At 64.9% G+C, this 19090-nt stretch carries 14 protein-coding genes; 8 read left to right on the top strand and 6 right to left on the bottom strand.

The window, feature by feature from the left end; translation table 11 throughout:
- Window positions 1-40: 40 nt before the first annotated feature.
- A complete protein-coding gene (locus M9921_09650) occupies window positions 41-667 on the top strand; it encodes a PEP-CTERM sorting domain-containing protein (protein MCO5297108.1) in 627 nt (208 codons plus the stop codon).
- A 155-nt stretch (window positions 668-822) separates the two neighbouring features.
- Here the strand turns inward: M9921_09650 and M9921_09645 are convergent, their stop codons facing one another.
- From M9921_09645 to M9921_09635, 3 genes are all read right to left on the bottom strand, one after another.
- Window positions 823-1593 carry an SDR family oxidoreductase gene (locus M9921_09645; GenBank protein ID MCO5297107.1) on the bottom strand — a complete coding sequence of 257 codons (771 nt, stop codon included), beginning with the start codon at window positions 1591-1593 and terminating at the stop codon, window positions 823-825.
- Window positions 1586-2380, bottom strand: a complete 795-nt coding sequence (locus M9921_09640) for a phytanoyl-CoA dioxygenase family protein (GenBank protein ID MCO5297106.1) — start codon at window positions 2378-2380, stop codon at window positions 1586-1588. Before M9921_09640 ends, M9921_09645 begins: the two co-directional genes overlap by 8 nt.
- Before the next feature lie 253 nt (window positions 2381-2633).
- On the bottom strand, window positions 2634-3440 hold the full coding sequence (locus tag M9921_09635; GenBank protein MCO5297105.1) for a phytanoyl-CoA dioxygenase family protein: 807 nt from the start codon (window positions 3438-3440) through the stop codon (window positions 2634-2636).
- Window positions 3441-3543: 103 nt separating this feature from the next.
- On the opposite strand from M9921_09635, the gene M9921_09630 reads away from it, so the two are divergent.
- From M9921_09630 to M9921_09620, 3 genes are read left to right on the top strand one after another with little or no spacing between them, the layout of a single operon-like run.
- Window positions 3544-5085, top strand: coding sequence for an extracellular solute-binding protein (locus M9921_09630; GenBank protein MCO5297104.1), 1542 nt, complete (start codon window positions 3544-3546; stop codon window positions 5083-5085).
- Window positions 5082-5975, top strand: coding sequence for a sugar ABC transporter permease (locus tag M9921_09625; GenBank protein ID MCO5297103.1), 894 nt, complete (start codon window positions 5082-5084; stop codon window positions 5973-5975). The genes M9921_09630 and M9921_09625 overlap by 4 nt, the downstream gene beginning before the upstream one ends.
- The gene (locus M9921_09620; protein ID MCO5297102.1) at window positions 5972-6928 is read left to right on the top strand and encodes a carbohydrate ABC transporter permease; all 957 of its coding nucleotides are present in this window, start codon (window positions 5972-5974) and stop codon (window positions 6926-6928) included. Before M9921_09625 ends, M9921_09620 begins: the two co-directional genes overlap by 4 nt.
- 63 nt (window positions 6929-6991) lie before the next feature.
- Here M9921_09620 and M9921_09615 read toward each other — a convergent pair whose 3' ends face one another.
- Window positions 6992-7672, bottom strand: coding sequence for a hypothetical protein (locus M9921_09615; protein MCO5297101.1), 681 nt, complete (start codon window positions 7670-7672; stop codon window positions 6992-6994).
- A 137-nt stretch (window positions 7673-7809) separates the two neighbouring features.
- Here M9921_09615 and M9921_09610 point away from each other — a divergent pair, with 137 nt between their 5' ends.
- The 3 genes from M9921_09610 to M9921_09600 all read left to right on the top strand — a co-directional run bounded on the left by M9921_09610 (window position 7810) and on the right by M9921_09600 (window position 11173).
- Complete coding sequence (locus tag M9921_09610; GenBank protein ID MCO5297100.1) at window positions 7810-8124, top strand: hypothetical protein; 315 nt, start codon at window positions 7810-7812, stop codon at window positions 8122-8124.
- Window positions 8125-8297: 173 nt separating this feature from the next.
- Window positions 8298-10079, top strand: a complete 1782-nt coding sequence (locus M9921_09605) for an AAA-like domain-containing protein (GenBank protein MCO5297099.1) — start codon at window positions 8298-8300, stop codon at window positions 10077-10079.
- An 83-nt stretch (window positions 10080-10162) separates the two neighbouring features.
- A complete protein-coding gene (locus tag M9921_09600; protein MCO5297098.1) occupies window positions 10163-11173 on the top strand; it encodes a PEP-CTERM sorting domain-containing protein in 1011 nt (336 codons plus the stop codon).
- Here the strand turns inward: M9921_09600 and M9921_09595 are convergent.
- Both M9921_09595 and M9921_09590 read right to left on the bottom strand, forming a co-directional pair.
- Window positions 11126-14689, bottom strand: coding sequence for an AAA-like domain-containing protein (locus tag M9921_09595; GenBank protein ID MCO5297097.1), 3564 nt, complete (start codon window positions 14687-14689; stop codon window positions 11126-11128). The genes M9921_09600 and M9921_09595 overlap by 48 nt on opposite strands.
- A gap of 61 nt (window positions 14690-14750) precedes the next feature.
- Window positions 14751-17996, bottom strand: coding sequence for an AAA-like domain-containing protein (locus M9921_09590; GenBank protein ID MCO5297096.1), 3246 nt, complete (start codon window positions 17994-17996; stop codon window positions 14751-14753).
- Between the two features lie 142 nt (window positions 17997-18138).
- On the opposite strand from M9921_09590, the gene M9921_09585 reads away from it, so the two are divergent.
- Window positions 18139-18789: a hypothetical protein gene (locus M9921_09585; GenBank protein ID MCO5297095.1), complete on the top strand. Its 651-nt coding sequence runs from the start codon at window positions 18139-18141 to the stop codon at window positions 18787-18789.
- The last annotated feature ends 301 nt before the right edge of the window (window positions 18790-19090 follow it).

Here is a 19090-nt window from a genome sequence, read left to right as displayed (position 1 = left end):
GTTCGTGATGCCTTGGCCTCAGAAGGGAGAGGGATTCCGCATGAAGAAGCTACTGTTTGCAGCACTCGCGATCGGGGCGGTGGCCGCCGTCCAGGCGCAGCCGGTCACGTTTTTCGACTTGGGAACGATCACCAGCAGCGCGACGCCGTACAGCGTTGCGGACCGGAGCGTGGGCGTCGATTTGGCGGGGACCAGCATTGTCTGGCTGCGTTTCGATTTTCCGAACGTGACCTCGGCCTCGGGTTTCTACTTCGACATCGACGTCTTTTCGACGAACACGGCCATTCCGGATACGGAGATTGGCCTCTATAGCAACACCGGCGCTTTGATCAGCAGCGATGATGACGACGGACACGGCTTCATGAGCGCCTTGTCCTTTGGCAACACCACGTCCCGGACGATGCCTTCGGATCCCAACGGCGCAATCGGCGGTCTCGCCGCGAACGGCCGGGACGGCAACATCGGCCCCGGCCGATACTGGCTGGCGGTGGGCTTGTGGAACACGACGTTCGGCGCCTCGAACTGGGACGTCTCCAGCACCAGTACCGGTGCGGCGAACACCGCGCTGGTCAACTTCCGCACCGACGCTCCGGTGCCTGAGCCGGCCTCGATCGCCGCTCTCGCCCTCGGCGCTGGCGCGCTGCTCCGTCGCCGCCGCCGTTCCTAATCCCGTCTCACCTCGGTGAAAATGAGAGGGGGGTGCCATGCACCCTCCTCTTCTTTTGTAGCCGGGGCGAGCCCCATGGTGCTCCATGGTGCCCCATGGTGCCACGCCCGCTCGACGGGCGTGCTGAGCCCCCCCCCCGTTTGCGATCAGTTTGCTCAGCCGCGCATATCCATCCCGCCATCGACGGTGATCGTGCTGCCGGTGATGAACCCGGCCAGATCGGAAAGCAGAAAGGTCGTCGCGCCCGCCACGTCCTCTGGAAGCCCGATCCTCCCCAAAGGAAAGCCCGCGGCGACCTCCTCGCGTCCAAGCGCGTCGAGGCTTGGGGCCGCCAGGTCGGTCTCGGTCCACGCGGGCGCCACGCAGTTGACTCGGATTCCATCGGGGGCGAGCTCTTTCGCCATGGAGCGCATGAACAGGAGTTGCGCTCCCTTCGACGTCGCATAGGCCGAGTACTCGGCCGAACCCCGCTGCCCCGCCGTGGATGTGATGATCACGATGCTGCCGCCCTCGGCCGCCGCACGCATGGCGCGGGCTGCCGCCCGGACGGCCAGAAACGTCCCTCGGACGTTGACGGCCATCGTCCGGTCCCAGAACTCGGGAGTCATGTCCTCCAGGTAGCTTCCCTCGAAGATGCCGGCGGAGACGACGACGCCCCGCAAGGGCCCGAGCGTGCGTACGGCATCGTCCACCGCGGCGTCGATCGGCCCCTCCTCGGCCACTTCGGCTTGAAACGCCGCCGCACGGCCCCCATGGCCAACGATTTCCGCGACCAACGCATCGGCTGCGCTCCCGTCCGCACGGTAGGTCAGCGAGACCGCCGCCCCGGCGCGGGCGGCCATGCGCGCGGCGGCCGCACCGATCCCTCGGCTGCCCCCGACGACGAGGATGTGCCGATCGGAGAGGTCGAGAAGGCCTCTAGTCATACGCCCCTTGCCGGTGGTTGCCCAGGAGGCGGAGTTGCCTCGGGTTGGCCGCCGCCAGCACCTCGGGGTTGAACCGCCACTCCAGGTAGGGCGAAAACTGCTGGGCGATAAAACGGTGCGAGTAGTGCACCTGAAGGAGGTAGCGCGTCTGTTCGGACCGGTTGAGGCTCCCGGTGTGCCAGATTTCGCTGCGGAAGAACAGCACGTCGCCCGCCTTGCACAGCACGGGCTCCAACCCTCGCCCCTCCCACTTGGGTTCGGGGTTCTTGCCCCAATCGAGCGATCGGCCCGACTTGTGGCTGCCTGGAATCACGTAGGTCGGGCATAGCTCCTCGGGAATGTCGCTGAGGTAGAAGTGCGCCGTGCACAGATACACCGGCAGCTTGACGTGAGGGGCCACCTCTTCGGGCAGTTCGAAGAACACGCGGTCGGTGTGCGGCGACCATCCGTTGTGGCCGGGATGGCTTCGCCACGCCGTCTCACCGATGATGTGGCACTCGGAGCCCATCGTGGCCTCGGCAAGGTCGATCACCCCTGGTTGGTCCAGGAATTGGAGCCAGAAGGGGTCGCGGTTGAATACGCACTTGTAATGGTCGTTCACTCCCTGGCTGTCGAAGCCGAACGGTTCGAGGGCGTCGATCTTCGCGCGCGCGGCTTCGACCAACCCGGCGTCCAGCACGCCGGGAATCAGGGCGAATCCGTCCTCGTGGATCGCTTCCGCCATGGCTTCCACCTCGTCGGGGCGGTATGTCTTCTGGAGGTACTTGAAGGGTTCGGTGGTTTGCATGGAATGACCTTGCGTCCATTCTGCGCCTCAGGCCGAGTCTGGGGCAAGGGCTTGGACCGGGATCCCGCGAATGAATTCGCGGAAGAACGAAAGCGCCGATGAAGAGACTGTTGCAAAACCCTGGGTGCCACGCCCGCTTGGCGGGCGTGCGGGGGCTTTCAGCTACAACCTTGTACTCACGCCCGTCCAGCGGGCGTGGCACCCGGAGCCCTTCACTGCGGTTTGCGACAGTCTCTGAATCGGCGCACTCCCATCATCCCTCCAGAACCGTTTCGCCTTCCATCACCGTCGGGAACGCCCTGCCCTTCAGGATCTCGCCGGGCGCCACTTCGATGTGGTGCCCGATCAGGTGCTCTCCGCTCGGCTCGTAGCGGGTATGGCCGGGCATGTAGTGCACCGCGATCGCGGGCCGGTTGCGGTCGGAGCGGTTGGGGGGCGCCCCATGCCAGGTGAGACAGTGGTGGAACATCACGCTGCCGGCTCGAACGGGGCAGGGAACGACCTCCACCTCCTCGCCTTCGGGTGGGAACTCGGGGTCGTACGCGGGCGCGTGCTCCTCCGTGTTTCCGACCGTGCCCCTTCCGTAGATCCCCCACCTGTGGCTGCGCGGGACCATGCTCATGCACCCGTTGTCGGGGTCGGCATCCTCGAGGGCGACCCATGCGCTCACCAGGTCTGCGGGAGCGATCACGGGCCAATAGGGATAGTCTTGGTGCCACACGGTCGGGCCGCCGATGCGGGGCGGTTTGATCTGCGCCTGGTCGTGCCACACGCGCACGGTGTCGGTTCCCATGAGCGCGGCGACGATCGCAACGAGCTTCGGGTGGAAAAGGTGGCGTCGGAACGCGGGCTCGGCTTCCCAGACGTTGACGACTTGGACGACCACCTCTTCGCTGCCGCCCGAGAGATTGGTGGTGGATTCGGGTTTCGCCTCGCTGCTCCCATCGAGCACGCGCTGGAGGGCTTCGCGCAACTCCCGAGTCTCCTCCGGCGTGAGCAGCGCCCCGTAATTGAGGAAGCCGTCCTTGTGGAACGCGTCGATCTGTGCTTGTGTCACCATGGCGATTGCGTCGAACCCTTGCCCATTCTAGTCAGTGGGAGGCCGGTTTTCTAGGAGTTGTCCGCAAGTTCTCTTTTTGCGCGAGTTGTAGACTGAGATCAGCTTGCTGCGCAATCTCTCTCTCGTGCTGATCCTGGGATTCGCCACGTGGGCCCTCTGGCCGCGCGGGGAAGCCTCCGACGGTGTGGAGGGCGCTTCGCAGCAATCCTCGGCGTCGCGCCCGTACACGCTGCGATTCGCGCCGGGCATCTACATGCCGGATCGGCGTCCGATGGACGTCGGGAAGCCGATCGAGGGGCTCAAGCACGTCGCCGAGGAGTTCGAGCGGCTCTATCCCGACACGCGCATCGAGTTCACCGAGGCGCCCGTGGGGCAGCGCGAGTACCTGGTCACGCAACTCGCCGCCGAGCAGGCCCCGGAGATCCTCAACGTCAACGTCGAGGACGTGTGGCAGGACGTGCAGAAGGGGTGGTACATCCCGCTCGACCGCTACCTCGAGCGACCCAACCCGTTCATTCCGAAGGGCGAGCCGGGCAGCGTACAGTGGTGGGACCAGTTCAAGTACCAAGCGATCAGCCGGGGCAAGGCAGCGCCCGATGGGAAGATGTACTGCCTCACCTACGACATGATCGAAACCGGCGTGTTCTACAACAAGAACATCTTCCGGCGCCTGGGCCTGAGCGTGCCCACGACCTGGCCCGAGTTCGTGCGAGCGGAGGAGAAGATCAAGGCCGCGGGGCTCATCCCGTTCCTCGTGGGATCGACCTCGGTGGCCGACTGGGGGATGGACCTCGTGTTCGACCAGTTCTACGGGGAGATCCTGCCGGGCATCGACCTCGCCAAGGACCCCGTGCGCGAGGAGTACATGAAGGGCTACCTCGATTGGGACGAACTGGCGTTCCTCAACAGCAAGGGGTTCTTCACCCGAAGGGATCCCCGGTACGTCGAGATCTTCCGCTTCCTCAAGAACTGGCGCAAGTACTTCCAGAAAAACATGGCGTCGGAGATCTTCCGGCTGTTCGTGACGCAGCAGGGCGCGATGCTTTGGGACGCGAGCCCGATGGTGTACCGGCTGAACGGAGACCCGGACATGGCGTTCGAGTGGGGGGTGTTCTACTTGCCGCCCATCCCACGCTCCACGAGCCGCTTCGCGGACGGACACCCGATGGTGGTGGTCGGTGGGGCGGGGACGCAGTTTGAAATCACCAACAGCGCGATCAACGATACGGGCGACGCCGCCACCTCGGTGAAGCTCCAGCGGGCCATCGCGTTTCTCCAGTTCCTGACCGTGCCGAAGAACACGGACCTCGTGGTGAACGAAGTTCTTGCGCTGTTGCCGAACATCGTGGGGGTCGAGCCCCGCCCCGAGCTGATGCCTTTCCACGAGATTCTGCAGCGCAACTACACCACCACCAAATGGCTGTACGCGTTCGACCTGCGCTTCAACGAGATCTTCCGCAGGATGCTGGATCTGTACCTGGACGACGGGATCGGCGAAGACGAGTTCATGAAGTGGATGGAGTCGAACGTGCGCACCGCGTCTGAAACCGTGGTGCGGCGGAAGGGGATCGACCTTTCGAAGTTCGAACCGAAGTGGCGCGAACTCGCGCCGATTCGAGCCGGCATGAGGGAGTTGCCCCGTTGAAGCCCCGTCCCTCGCTCACGCCCTACGCCATGTTGGCGCCGACCTTCTTGCTGCTGGCCGTGTTCAGCCTGGTGCCGTTCGTCTGGGCGTTCGCGACCTCGTTCTACGAGTACGAGGTGGGGGGCGCGTCGCGGTACGTTGGGTTTGCCAACTACGTGGAGTATCTCCACGACCCCACCCTCGCGATCAGCTTCCTGAATCTGGGGATTCTCACGCTCTTCGGGCTGGCGGTGGTCGTGACGGCGCCGCTGATCGTCGCCCGCCTGATCTTCTCGCTCCAATCAGAGCGCGCGCGCTACCTTTACCGCGTGATGTTCCTGATCCCGATCGTCGTGCCCGGGGTGGCGGGGCTGATGATCTGGCAGGGCATGGTCTACAACGACATGGGCTTCCTCAACGAGCTGCTGCGCCTTGCGGGACGCGACGACCTCACGCGCGGTTGGCTCACCGACCCGCGCACGGCCCTTTGGGCGATCCTGTTTATCGGCTTTCCGTTCGCCGGCGGGATCAACATCCTGATCTACTACGCGGGGTTGGCGGGGATCTCGGAGAGCGTCCACGAGGCGGCTGAGCTTGATGGAGCCCGGGGTATCCGCAAGTTCTGGAAGGTCGACGTCCCCCTGGTGATGAGCCAGGTCAAGCTGCTGACGATCTTGACGGTGATCGGGAGCGTGCAGGGGTTCGAAGGGATGTTCATCCTCACTCGGGGCGGGCCCGGGTTCCGGACGATGGTGCCGGGTCTCTGGATGTACATGAACGCGTTCACGTTCCAGCGCATGGGTTACGCGTGCGCGATCGGCGTGATCCTGTTTCTGCTGATCCTCGGGATGACGATCCTGAACATGCGCTACTTCCGGTCTTCGGAGGAGCTCGCGGGGGAGACCGGATGAGGCGTCGAGGCGGCCAGATCTGGCTTCACGCGGCGCTGCTCGCGATCTTGGGGCTCACCCTGCTGCCATTCGCGTTCGTGCTGAACAACTCGTTGCGCACGAACTCGGAGATGAACCACTCGTTCTTCGGCTGGCCCAAGGCCGCGGTTGCGGGAGCGGAGTATACGCGCGAGCGTCTTTCCGGGCGCACCGAGGGGTTCAAAGTCGCCGCGTCGACGGAGAAGGGGGCTGCGGTGCGCCGTGTCGGTTACTGGGAGGCGATGCGGGTGGTCGCGAGCCAACTGGGGCAGGGTTACGCGTACGCTTGGGAGGTGTTGCGTCCTTACACGCTCAACACGATCTTCGTGTGTTTGGTGACGGTGATCGGGGTCGTGCTCGTGGGCACGGTATCGGGTTACGTGTTCTCGCGGTGCCGGTTCCGGGGGCGGGAGACGCTGTTTTTGGCGGTGTTGGGTTTCATGATGATTCCGGGGGTGCTGACCCTCGTTCCCAGCTTCATGTGGGTGAAGCAGTTGGGGTTGTTGAACTCGCACTGGGTGCTGATCCTGCCGTACATCGCGGGCGGCCAGATCTTCGCGATCTTCTTGTTCAAGGGGTTCTTCGACGGGTTGCCGGGCGAGCTGTTCGAGTCCGCGCGCATGGACGGGGCGGGGCATTTCACCTTGTACTGGAGGCTGGTGCTGCCCTTGTCGAAGTCGGTGATCGCGGTGGTGGCGATCGTGAACATCCTGGGCACGTGGAACAACTTCCTCTGGCCGTTCATCACGAACTCGGACGCGAAGTACCACGTGGTGGCGTCGGGTTTGTTCCTGATGGGGCAGAGCAACCTCTCGGCGAACTACGCGACGATGTTCGCCGCGTACATGCTGGCGAGCATCCCGCTCCTGGTGCTCTTCCTCTATGCCACGAAGCCGTTCATGGCAGGGGTGACGAGCGGCGCGTTCAAGGCGTAGGGGCAAACGAAAAGCGCCCCAGGTCGAGGACCTGGGGCGAAGTTTGGATGTTAAGGAAAGGAGTTACGCTTTCTTGGCCCGCCGTCGGTTGGCACCAACCGCGAGTGCGGCTGCGCCGAGCACCATCGTGAAGGGCTCGGGGACGGGCTGTGCGGTCTTCAGGCCGAGGTTGAACCCGTGCCAGTTTTCGGCGGGGTTGGTGGTGAAGGTGAGCGACGTCAGCGGGCCGGCGAAGAGAACGGTCCCGTTGCCTTCCTCGCCGGTGAGCGTCGTTGCCGTCGTCGTGATGGTTTGGCCACCGTATTCGGTGCTCGGGCCACCGGTCACCAACGACAGGTTGTGGTCGAAGGAGTATGTGACGGCATTGCCATTCTGCCCGACGCTCCACACGGCAAACGCAAGGTCCGAGACAGCGCGATCAAACGTCACCGTGATGGTGGTCGGACTGATGAGTTTGACAATGGACGTATTGTCCGGAGCATTGTCGACGATGGACCCGTCGGCCCAACTGGTGGTCGGCGTCCATGCGGGGTAGTTCGTGAGCAGGTCGGTGAAGCCGCCGGTCACCGTCACGCCGACGAGGCCATTGCTGGTGCTGATAGTTCCAGAAGCAGTGACACCGTTCGTCCACGACGTCCAGTTCACCCACGAGTACGGGGCGGCAAATGCCGAAGTGGTCCCCAAGGCGAGGGCGGCGATCAAGAGCGGGCGTTGAAAATTCATCACATCTCCTTCAACAAACAACCAGACACGATCATTGTACTAGTCTCGTCGAACGAAGGGAAGAAGATTCCTAAGAACCCGGCAAAATTACGGGTCGGCAAGGTGTCGCCGGATTCGGGGACATGCACGGCAAACCGGTTCACGACTATGCTGAATCCATGGACATCAACGTTCTCGACCGCGATCGGAGCCGGATGGAGCTGGTGGGACAGTTCGTCGAAGTGCGCTGGACGCCGGGACCCCTAGCCGAGCACCGTGCGGACCAGTGCGTCTACCTCGTGCGCGGGCACGAGAACGACATGTTGTGCCTGGAACTCGTGTACCGCAAGAAGGACGGGGTGCACGACCACGATGGGATCTTCTGGGTGAATGTTCTAGCGGTCCAGTACATGCGCGTTCTCAGCGATCGCGAGGCGCAACAGCGCGTCGAGGCGCTCGAGCGCGAGGTGATGGAGAAGCACCCGAGGGACTGAACCCGACGATCCGCAGGGGGAGAGAGTCGGCGGTTCTCGCGGCTCCAGTGATATCGGCGCCCCGGGGCGAAACCCGGCCTTATGTCTGGGAAACGTGCAGGGTTGCGGCATGCAGGATGCGGCGCAAGGTTCGTGGAATCTCATTCCACTGGGTTGCGACGGCCCCTTGAACCATGTGGCAGATTCGTATGTTGGGACGATTCGAGGTCGTGTCGTCGGGCACGGCGGCGAGCTTCCGTTCCAGAAGGGTGGGGGCTCTGCTCGCGTTCTTGGCCCTGAACAAGGGTAGACCCATTGCGAACCACACGCTGCAAGACCTTTTGTGGCCGGACTCCGACGGAGACCGTCAGGCCCAAAGCCTTCGGCGTGCGATCGCCGACCTGCGCGATGCTCTCGAGGACGAGGGAGAGCGTGGCAAGTGGGTGCGAACCGACCACGGCAAGACGATGTTGGCGGTCGAGGCCGTGAAGTCCGACGTGGAGGAGTTCGAATCGTTGCTCGCGGCTGCGCAGGGAGACGACGACGGGGCGATGGCCGATGCCTTGGTGCTCTACGGCGGGCCGTTGCTGGCCCCGCTGGACGACGACTGGGTGTTCGCTTACCGCAGGCAGTACGAGGAGATGTACTGCCGGGCGGTGGACGAGTTGTGCCGAACGCTGGTCGGCCGCGGACAAGGAAGGGAGGCCGTCCGGCTCGCCCATGCGGCGACCTTGCTCGCGCCGCTGCGGGAAGAGCCCTACGTCGCGTCGATCCTGGGTTACGCATCGATGGGGAATCACACGATGGCGCTCCAGCAGTACGAGGCGCTCGAGACGATGCTGGCGGACGAGTACGGCCAAACGCCGGGCGCCGCCGCCGCAGCGGCCTTGGACGCTCCGGAGTGGCGCGTCCCTGGCGCACTCGACTGGGAAGCTTCGGCGCGGGAAGGACATCCGGCCAACCAAGAGGGTGTTGAACCGGAAGCAGCCGCTTCCGGCGGCGCCGTTCCTGCGGGATCCCGGCTGTACATCGAGCGCGCCGCCGACCGGCGCGTCGAGGAGGCGATGGGTGAGCAGGAGGCCGTGGTGCTGGTGTTCGGCCCGCGCCAAACCGGCAAGACCTCGCTTGTCGCCCGCGCGGCGGGGCGGGCCCGCGGAGCGGGTCACGCGGTGGCGGTCACGGACTTCCAGGCTCTCAGTCGTTCCGAGATCGAGCGTTCCGCGACGCTGTATCGGGCTCTGGTCCACAGTCTCGCTACTCAGCTCGGGCTAACTTACGAACCCTCGTGGAACGAGTGGATCGGTCCCAACTCCAATCTCGACGCGCTGGTGGAGTCGTTGCTGCGCCAGGTGGAAGGGCCGGTGTGCTGGGCGATGGACGAGGTGGACCGCGTCTTCGGAACGGAGTATGCAGACGACTTCTTCGGCCTCGTAAGGAGTTGGCACAACCGCCGGGCTCTTGACCCGGACGGCCCTTGGAAGAGGTTGTGCCTCCTGATCAGCTACGCGACCGAGGCGCATCTCTTCATCGCCGATCTGAACCAATCGCCATTCAACGTGGGCGTGCGCGTGAGTCTCCGCGACTTCACGGAGTCAGAGGTGGCGGAGTTGGGCGCGCGATACGGGGTTGGAGATCCGCTTCATTCGGCGGCGGTGTGGAAGGCTGCGTGCGGACATCCCTACCTCTCGCAGCGCGCCTTCGCCTTCCTTGCCCGTGGCGGAACGACGGAGGAGTTGGCCGCCAAGGTGGCGGACGACGAGGGTCCGTTTGGCGAGCACCTTCGGCATCTCTGGGAGGCGATCCGGCGAGATCCCGAAACCGCCGCGGAAGTGCGGCGCTTGTTGGCCAGGGAGCCTTTGGAGCACAACTCGACACGGCAGCGGCTTTGGGCCGCCGGGGTGTTGGCGAGCGCGGGGCAGGAGGCCGGGTTCCGGGTTCCGGCGTACGAGGCGTACCTGAGACGTGCGCTTTGTTGACTTTCCCCGCTCACAATGGAGCGTTTCAGGCGCTTCGCGCAGGACGCCCTTTGCAGACTTCGCTGATTGGAGAGGTTCTTGATATGAGGTTCTTGATCGTGGTTGCCGCGACCGTGCTGGCCGAAAGTTCGTTGGCCGGCACCTGGCATCAGTTGGCATCGATTCCTGTTCCCGAAGGCAACTGCTCGGCGAACACGATGGTGTACGAGGGGGGCGACTCCATCTATGCCACGGTGGGTTACGTTTCACTCGGGGGAGGAAGCTTTCGGGTCTCTCCCGAGTTCTACCGGTACAACATCGGAAGCGACACCTGGACGAGGTTGGCGGATGCGCTGGCGCCGATGGAACACAACGTCGCGGTGACGATCCACGACGGGTGGATTTACATGAACCGCGGGAACTGGGCAAACGAGTTCTACCGGTATGAAATCGCCGCGGACGCCTGGCAGCGCCCGACCTGGGGCCCCGCGCCGTACGGGGCCGGCTCGACGGACGGCGTGGATTTCTACTACACCGGGGGCATGTGGGATCAGCGAATGTTCCGAAGGCAGGGCGCCTCCGACTTCTTGCCGATCGCCGACAACCCCGAGCCGATGGCTTACAATTCGATGGCGCGCGCCGACGGGAAGTTCTATCTGACCGTGGGAAAGAAGGATGGGTTGAGCCCATCCTCGCACTTCTATGCGTTCGATCCGTCGACGATCAGTTGGCAGCGCCTCGCGGACATCCCCGTCACCACCTACCAACACCAACTGCTCGATGTGGGCGGGGGGAAGCTCCTCCTCAACACCGGTGTGAACTCTTCCGACCCGCTCGGGTTGTACGAGTACACCATCGCTTCCAACAGTTGGACAAGGGTCGACGATACGCCAACGGTGTTTCACTACGCCCGAGCGGTCTACGACGGATCGCGTTACAGCTACTGGCGCGAGAACAACACCAACGCGTTCTTTCGTTACGACCCGGTTCCCGAGCCTGCGACGATTGTCGTGTTGGGCTTGGGGGCATTGGCCGTGGGCCGGCGCCGGCGCGTGAACCGCCCCGCGTCAATTCCATGCCAGGCTGTTCCAGAGTCGCACCCACCCGTTCTCTGACAACAGCACGAGGCGGCGGCCGTCGGGCGAGAATTGCGCCCCGGCGCCCCGCCCGTAGGGCTGGTAGGTGATCTTGCCGGGGTAGGGCATTTGGAAGTACTGCTCTCCAGTCCGGCTGTTCCATACCGCCACGGTTCCGTCCGGCGAATTCGTGACGATGCGTCTGCCGTCCGGCGAGAAGTAGAACATCATCGTGCGGGGATCGGGCCTGAACTCCCCGATCTTCTTCCTTGCGGCGACGTCCCACAGGAACACGATGTTGCTGTTGCCCCCTCCGAGGGTGGCCAAGATGCCGGTTTTCTCCGAGTACTGGGGCCACAGCATCGCCAATCCCGGGTGCCTGAGCTCGCCGACTTGCCGGCCCGTTGCGGCGTCGTAGATCAGGGTGCGGCCATCGTGGGCTTGGGAGAGGACCCCTTCGCTGGCCACGAGTTCGGAGCCGTTCTTCGCAAGCACCATGGCCAGCACCTTCTGTTGGGGCGCCCACTGGGTGACCAGCCGCCCGTCGCTCGCGGAGAAGACCATGATTTTGCCGACGTCGCCTTGGAAGATGGCGAAGACGGGCGCGTCGGGGTTCATGGCGAAGGCGTCGAGGATTCGAACCCCCAGGGCGTCCAACCCCGATTGCGTGGCCTTGGGTTCAAAGCGACGGATGACCTTGAGGGTGCGCGCGTCGAGCACAGCGTAGATGCGGTCGGCGCCGCAGACGAACAGGTGGCGGCCCCTGTCGATCACCGACACGAAAACGATGGGTCTTGGCAGGAAGGCCTCGGTCGCGCTCAGGGTCTGCAGGGTGTCGGTCGCCAACCGCTCGAGCCCGCCGTCGGGGCGTATCCAGTAGAGATGTCTTGAGCGCATGCCGCCGACGTGGGGCGTCTTTCCCCGCTCGAGCAACTGCCTCTGCACCACCATTCCCGTGACGAGGTCGCGGCTGATGACCGCCCCGTGGGACGATGTGGAAACGAGCCGCCGGTTGTCCTGCGTCACAAACGCGACGCCAATTCTCCCCACCTGGTCGCGGAACTCCTCGAGCGCGAGGGGGGTCGAGCGTCGCCACACCTGAAAGTGGCCTTCCTGGTCGATGGCGCACCATCCCTTTCCGTCAGGAAGAAACACGACGGTCCGGATCGCATAGGTGAGCCCCGGAAGGACTCGGATTTGCGCGCCGGAGTCCGCGGCGAAGAGGCGGACCACGCCGTCCTCGCAGCCCGTCAGCAACTGCTTGCCGTCGCGCGAGAACACGACGTCGGTGAGCGGCTTCGGGTGGTCCGGAAGCGTCGCGATCACCTGATGGTCCTTCACCCGCCGGATTTCGAGTTTGGCGTTGTCCCCATAGGCGGCGTAGAGCGTGCCTTGGGCGTCGGTCGCGATGCCTGACGCGTACCACTGATCCGACGGCGCTTTGGTGAGGACCCGGCCGTCCGGCGCACAGTGCCAGACTTCTGCCACCCCCTCCTTCGGGGTGGCGAAGATGCCCAGGAACGTGCCATCGGGCAGAAACCGGCCGGCGTTCGCCTGGTCGGGGCCCTGGAACGAGGCGAGAAGGGCGTCGTCGTCGATTCGGCGTAGTTCGATCGACTTGTCGTCGGCCTGCCCGACGAAGAGGAGGTAGCGACGGCGCTTGGGATCCACGTCGTAGATTATCGAGTAGTTGCGCGCCTTGACCAGGAGCTTGCCGGTCTCGGCATCGCGAATCGCGTCTCCGCGGGTCGAGTCGATCATTTGGACCCGAAACGCGCCCCGACGGATTCCGGGAGTGAAGCCCGGGGTCGAAGAGATCTTCTGGACGCGCTTAGGGGGGATGGAGTCGAAGTCGTAGAGCCCGTCGAACGTGGAAACGAGGATGCGGCCGTCGGGCTGCTCCTCGAGCCGGCTCCATTTGCGGAAGGCGGCCCGCGGGCTTCCGTAGTCGATGGAAAGCGCGTAGTGTCCCCACTCCCACCCGCGGTTCGGATTGTCGGCCGTGGCTTCGACCAGCCGCGTCATCCGTGTCCACCGGTTTGCGGCAAGGTCGCCCTGCATGACGTTGATGCGCGCGTCGTAGGTGCGGTCAATCAGTTCGTCGGTGCGCGCCTGGAGGTCTGCAAGGGCTCGGCTCTTCTGCTCGGCGAGCTCCTTCAACTCGCGGGATTGCTTCTGGAGGGCCGTGAGCGACAGCTCGCGGGCTGCTGCCGACGCGTCGAGCTCCTTCGTGCGTTCTTCGAGAGCCGAGAGCGCGGTCTGGCGGTCATTCGAGACCTTGTTCAGTTCGTTCGTGCGCTGCTGCAGCGCCGTGAACGACCGCTGGCGATCGTTGGAGAGCCGCCACATGCCGACCGCGGCGGTCGAGACCGCCAGCACGACGGCTGCCGCGACGACCGCGGTGCGGAGGACGGCGACGCGAGCAGCACCTTGTTGGCGCCTCAGTTCGGCGTCGGGAAGGCGTTGCTTACGCCAGTTCTCGTCGAAGACGCGTTGGTAGGTGCGATTGCGCACGCGGAGCGTTCCACCCTCCTCGTGGCCGATGCCGGAGAGTCGCAGAGTGGCCACGACGGGATTCTCCTCAGGCCCCTCCACCGGCTTGCCCCTGAGCATGCGGCCATAGAGCTCGAGCACTTGGATCTTCCGCTCCTCGGGCGTCATGCCGGGGATGTCGGGCTCCAGCATCCGCCGTTCGACGTCGGTGAAGTTCGGCTCGCTTTGGCGCGCTTCGGGAGAAAGGAAGAGCGTCTGGACGAGCCGGTCCACGTCCTTCGGGTTGGCGAGCGCTTGGTCTGCAGCAAGGTGGCTACAAAGCAGCTGCGTGAGGTAAGGGTGGCCGTTGACCCAATGGTGGACCCGGCCGAGCAGGGCCTCTCCGCTGCGGGTGGGAGCATCCAACACTTGGGCGAACCCCCGCGTCTCATCGAGCGTGAAGTCGGAGAGTTCGAGGCGACGACCAATGTTGAACGGCGTGATCTCGGGGTTTCGCACGAGTTGGGCAGGAGTGGCCACGCCGACAAGGCAGAACGCGAGCTTGTCGAAACCGGCACCATTCGTGCGCCGGTTGTAGCAGTCGCGGACGCCGCCGAAGAACTCGTCCGTGGGAAAGGGAAGCGCGCGAACGAAATCGACTTCGTCGACGAAAACGACAAGGGGTTGCTGCAAGGCGGGCAACACGACGGACTCCAGGGCTCCGAGCCAGCGTGCGAGCGGTCCCACCGCCTGTCGCTCGCCCCAGTACGCGAACAGCTCTTTGGTGAGATCCAGCTCTTGCCCGATGCCAGCCAGAAGCCCCGCGTACCACTGTTCGGGCGTGACGTTCGCGCCGATGCGTTGGAGGTCGAGCTTGACGGTGCGTACGCCGTGCTCTTTGAGTTTGACGATCGTGCGGGCAACCATCGACGACTTGCCCTTCTGGCGCGAGTCGAGGACGAACACGTACTCGCCGGCCAGCAGAGCCTCGAGCAGGCGTGCGTCCGCGGCGCGCTCGATGTAGCTCTGCGCACTGGGATCCATCGTCCCGCCCGGACGAAAGAACGGCGACTCACGATCCATGCCTAACAGCATACGGAGTCCATCGGGTCGTTACTAGACCGCATTCGTCGGAAAATGCCGGTCACTTCGACCTCCACACGCGCACGGTGCCGTCGTTGGCCGCCGAGACGATGGATTTGCCATCGGCGGTGAAGGCGGCGTCGAACACGGCCTCGGTATGGTCGCGGAGCACCATGTACTCGTCGCCGAAGCGGCCGTCCCATATGCGGATGGTCTTGTCCGCCGATGCCGTGACGATGCGTTCGCCGTCTGGAGAGAAGCGCGCCGAGGACACCCAACTGTCGTGGCGCAGCACGGCGATTTCGGTGCCCTTGCGAGTGTCCCACAGCCTCGCGGTGCCGTCGTACCCGTAGGAGAGAATACGCGTGTCGTCGGGTGAGAACCGCGCTCCGAAGACCCGGTGGGAGTGTCCGTGCAGGACCTTCGCAGGGCCACCCCGCATGTTCAGAACCGCCACGGTGTTGTCGTAGTTCGCGCAGGCGAGGAGCCTGCCGTCGTGCGAGAATTGGACCCCAACGGGGGTGCCTGGGCTGTCCGGCGCCCATTCCCTGAGGAGCTTGCCCGTGTCCACCTCCCATATCCGTACGGTGCGGTCCATCGAAGCGCTGGCAAGCAACTTCCCACCGGGCTGGAAGTCCAGCGAGCGAATCCGTTCGGCGTGTCCTTCCAGACGGCGGACGTCGGGCGATCCCGGTTGGAGCAGCAACAGCGTTCCATCCTTGAATCCTGCGGCGATGAGGCCGGTTTGGGAGATTTGAAGCGGGCCTGGCTGCATCGAACCCACGTCCCAGCGCTGCCGTTCCCGGAGCGTTCTTACATCCAGCAGCCGTACCGTACCGTCTGGGCCGAAACAGGCGATGTTGCGACCGTCCGGATCGGCGGCGATGGCCGAATCGTCGGCGATCGTGCCGAGCGGCAAGGTGGCGGCGATTTGTGCGGTGTCCGGGTCGAAGGAAGCCACAAAGCCTCCCTTGGAGCCGGCCGTCCACAATTCGTTTCGGGGGCTCTCGACAAGTCGGTGCATCTCATCGGAAACCCGGACAACGATCGCGGTGGCGGGGGGCGGGTGAACGTCCCAGAGGCGGACCTCTCCGTCGTTTGCGCAGGTGGCGACCCGGCGTCCGTCCGGGGACAGAGCCGCTCCCATCAGGAGATCGCGGTGCCCGGTGAACGTCTGAAGCGTTTTGCGTTGCGGCACGGACCACAGTCGGGCGGTACCGTCCTGCGAGGCGCTGAGCAGCAACTTTCCTGACTTGGAGAACTCCACGGAGCGTACGGGCGCGGTGTGTCCCTCAAGCAAAGCGACCTGACGCCCGTCAGCGGCATCGAAGATGGGGATTGCCTCTTCGTTGAGGGCGACGGCCACGAGCGAACCATCAGGTGAGAAAGAGAGATAGATCGGTTCCCGGCAGGGACTGTCCCAGAGGGCCCGTCCGGTCTCCGTATCGTAGCAGCGGAGACGCCCGTCCGCCGTCAGGATGGCGAACTTCGATCCATCGTAGGAAAAGACACCGAGGATGTTGTTCGGTCGGTCGGTGGGGGAGATTAGGGTCTTGGTGATGCCTGCGGCCGTGACGAGCCGGTAGGCTCGGTCTTCGATGTCGTAGTAGGCGATTTGGGAGCCGTCGGGCGAGGCGTCGACCGCAATCGTGTTCCCGGCCTTGAGCCGGCGAAAGAGGGGAGCGACTCTTGCGGTGTACGCCCGTGCATGGGGAGGGGTCATGCCCAGGCGCACGATCCAACGGGTCTCGGCGGGAGGAGTGGTCCAGGTTGTCCCATCCGAGTAGCAGACCCGGACGGCGGAGGGGTCGACGGTCACTTCGGCAACGAGTTGCCCGTGGGGGCCGAACGCGAGCAAGCCGCCGGTGGGAAGAAAGCGGAGGGTCGAAAGCTGGCCGTTGAGGAGCAGGTTCCAACGGTGCCACTCCCAGCCCTTGCGTTGGTACGCACCGGTGAGATCGAGCAAAGCGGCCCGGCGGAGACCGTCGGACCCTTGCATGTCCATCAGGTTCATCCGGGTGACGTAGGCTTGTCGCGCGGCTTCGTTGCCTAGCGCCTCGGCGCGTCGAAGCAGGCGCTCCCGATCGGCGGCGAGTTGGGCGTTCCGGATGGCAAGGGCCCCGATCGACGCCACGATCGTCAGCGCCACCGCGCCCGTGCTCAGAGCCGCTTTCCAAGCGGCCCTCCGCTGCCGCCTCAACTCGGCCTCGGGCAGGTTGGCCTTGCGCCAGGCATCGTCGAAGGCCTTCGAGTACAGGCGGTTCCTCAAGGTCAGGCGGCCGTGTCTCTCCACGCACACGCCGGACAAGCGCAAGGTCGCGACCAGGGGGTCGTCGTCTCCCCCTTCGACCGTCCGTCCGCGAAGGACCTGACCGTACGCGTCGAGGACCTGGCAGCGCTGCTCCTCTTTGTCGGGGGCGGGGAGGTCAGGTTCGAGCAGACGTCTCTCGACGTCGGCGAGATTGGGTTCGCGCGCGCGCGATTCCGCGTTGAGCAGGGTTTCGCGGACGATTCGGTCGACGGTTTCCGGCCCGGCCCCCGGCGCGTCCGCGACCAGGCTGCACAGGAGTTGGGTGAGGTACGGATGGCCGTTTGCCCAGTAGTGGATGCGCTCCACGAGCGCGGCTCCGTCCACTCCCCGCGCGTCGAGGGCGTAGGCGAAGGGGCGGGTCTCCTCGAGCGTGAAATCGGTGAGGTCGAGCCGTCGGCCGATGTTGAACGGCGTGATCTTGGGATGGCGAATGAGTTGGGAGGGGGTCGCGACGCCTACGAGACAGAACGTGAGCCGTCCGAAGGCCTCCGACTCGGCGCGCCGGTTGTAGCAGTCGCGGATGCCTGCGAAGAACTCGTCGGTGGAGAAGGGCAGGGCCCGCACAAAGTCGACCTCGTCGACGAACACGACGATCGGATCGGCGAACGCGGGAAGCACGACCTCGCCCAGCGTCCCGATCCAGCGCGCCATCGGCCCTACGGGTCTGGCTTGAGCCCAGTGGCCGAACACCTCTGCGCTCAGTCCCAACTCGTCGCCGACGCCTGCGAGCAGGCCGGCGTACCACTGCTCCGGCGAGACATTGGCCCCGACGCGCTGGAGGTCGAGCTTGACGGTGCGGACGCCCCGCTCGCGGAGGCCCACGATCGCGCGCGCGACCATGGAGGACTTGCCCTTCTGACGCGAGTCCAGGAGGTAGACGTACTCGCGGTCGAGGAGGGCTCGGAGCAGCACCGCGTCGGCCGATCGCCGGAGATAGCTCTCCGCCCGAGGATCGAGGGTCCCGCCGGGACGGAAGAACGGGGTTTGTCGTTCCACGTCCGACAGGATGCGACTTGGGGTGTGACAGGCTCCGTCACGGGTTGTTCACGGGAGCGAGCCTGGGTGCGGCGCTCTCTGACGGTTCAAAACCCGTCACACCGCCGTCACATTTCCACTCGTAACATCAATCGCAACTGCGATGCTCACCCTCGTCGTCGGCGCACACGCCCAGAGCACCGTGCGCGCGTCCACTTTGCTGGGGACACCAACGGACGGTTCGACGTGTTCCGGCCGCGACCTCCAAACCAACACCACGATCCGAGTGTCCATGAGTCAAAGCGGAGCGCAAGGGAATGGCGACGGATTCTCCAACGCCATGAGCGCGGATGGCCGCTACATCGCGTTCGCCTCGTACGCGACGAACCTCGTGTCCAAGGACACGAACGGCACGCTCGACGTGTTCGTGCGCGACTGTCAGAGCAACACAACCGAGCGGGTGTCCGTGGACTCCACGGGCAAGCAGGGCACCGGCCCAAGCGGCCTGGGCAACACGGGAGGGTGGGGCGTGAGCATGAGTGCGGAAGGCCGATTCGTGGCCTTCCAGTCCGAGGCCAACAACTTGATCGGCAAGAACAAGGACACGAACGGCGTTTCGGACGTGTTCGTTCGGGACCGCCAACTCAACAAAACCGCGCGCGCGTCGGTGACTGCCTCGGGCGCGCAGTCGAACGGGGCCAGCACGGTTCCCTCGATCAGCGACGACGGGCAGACGGTGATGTTCGTCTCGGCGGCCACGAACCTCGTTTCGGGCGATACGAACGGCAAACAGGACGTGTTCGTCCGAGGGTGATTCCCACCGAGCTTTGGGGCTGCCGCACATTCGTGAGGCAGCCCCAGACTTCCACCGACCCGCCGCCGTTGGTGGGCAAGAGAGCGCGAAGGCCGCTTCGGCCCATCCGGCGCGGTCGTTGGAAACGAAGCGCTCAAGCGCCGATGAAAAGGCGGTAAGCATGACCCTGCGTGCCACGCCCGCTTGGCGGGCGTGTAGAGACCCTCGGCTTAGAGCACGGAACTCACGCCTCACGCCCCCGCCTCACGCCTCACGCCTCCCGCCTCCCGCCTCACGCCTCACGCCTCACGCCCCACGCCCC

It is taken from the genome of Fimbriimonadaceae bacterium (assembly GCA_023957775.1).
Taxonomy (GTDB): domain Bacteria; phylum Armatimonadota; class Fimbriimonadia; order Fimbriimonadales; family Fimbriimonadaceae; genus JAMLGR01.
The sequence above is the reverse complement of the archived record's forward strand: the minus strand, read 5'-3'. Positions and strand labels throughout refer to the sequence as shown.